Source organism: Advenella faeciporci, from assembly GCF_014652395.1.
Taxonomy (GTDB): domain Bacteria; phylum Pseudomonadota; class Gammaproteobacteria; order Burkholderiales; family Burkholderiaceae_B; genus Advenella; species Advenella faeciporci.
Map to the genome: position 1 here is coordinate 1 of NZ_BMYS01000047.1, position 1,043 is coordinate 1,043.

Annotated in this window: 1 pseudogene; it reads right to left on the minus strand. The window is 50.0% G+C overall.

Annotation, left to right across the window (positions count from 1 at the left end):
- Positions 1–33: 33 nt before the first annotated feature.
- A pseudogene (locus IE074_RS14710) lies at positions 34–1,043 on the minus strand (IS3 family transposase); the annotation flags it as partial.

Sequence of the window (1,043 nt, forward strand, 5' to 3'; positions counted from 1 at the left end):
TGAAGTGACCCCCAAATGTTGGACGGTTAAAAACTAGGCAGCTAAAACCTGAGTCCGGTATTGTACTGGACTCAGGCCATTTAATTTGAGCTTGATACGCTTGTGATTATAGTAGTGAATGTACTCCTCAATCCCAGCCTCCAGCTGTTCGATATTATCGAAGCGGTTTAAATGGAAGAACTCGGACTTCAGGATGCCGAAGAAGCTTTCCATGGCCGCATTGTCCAGGCAGTTTCCTTTCCTTGACATGCTTTGCACGATACCCTGCTCTTCCAGCATTTTACGATAACGGGCATGTTGATAGTGCCAGCCTTGATCAGAATGCAGGATCGGCTTTTCGGACGGTTTAAGCCGAGCCAAGGCTTTTTCCAACATGTCGGTCACCAACGGTAAGACCGGACGTTGTGTCATCTGCCAAGCCACGATTTCACGATTGGACAAGTCCATGATGGTCGAGAGGTACAGCTTTTGGCTGTTTTTGATTTTGAATTCGGTCACATCGGTCACCCATTTTTGATTCGGTTGATCGGCATCGAACTGGCGCTGGAGCACATTCGGTGCCATCTCTCCAGTGGTTCCTTTATAAGATTGATATTTCTTGATGCGTACCAACGACGTCAAACCGAGCTCCTGCATCAGGCGCTGCACGGTTTTATGGTTGATAAGCACCTGCTTCCTGGCATTGCGTAACGCTTGCGTGATACGCCGATAGCCATAGCGGCCTTTGTGCCACCTGTAAAGACAACGAATCTTCCTTTTGGTGACCGCGTGTTTGTCCCGTACCGTCTGCGCCTTGAGATGGTAATAGAGCAGACTGCGCGACAGGCCTGTGACCTGTAACAGCAGGCGTAGCGAATGATCGGGCCTTAATCCCTGGACGACTTGCGCTTTTTCTGCAGCGCTGCAGTCTGTTTCGCTTCGATTAAGGCCCTTAATTTTTTTAAGTAGGCATTCTCCGCACGCAAGTAAGCATTCTCCGCCTGCAAGTCGGACAGCTCTGCCTGCACTTCTTTCTGCGTAGGCGTTTGGTCAGGCGCAGGCGC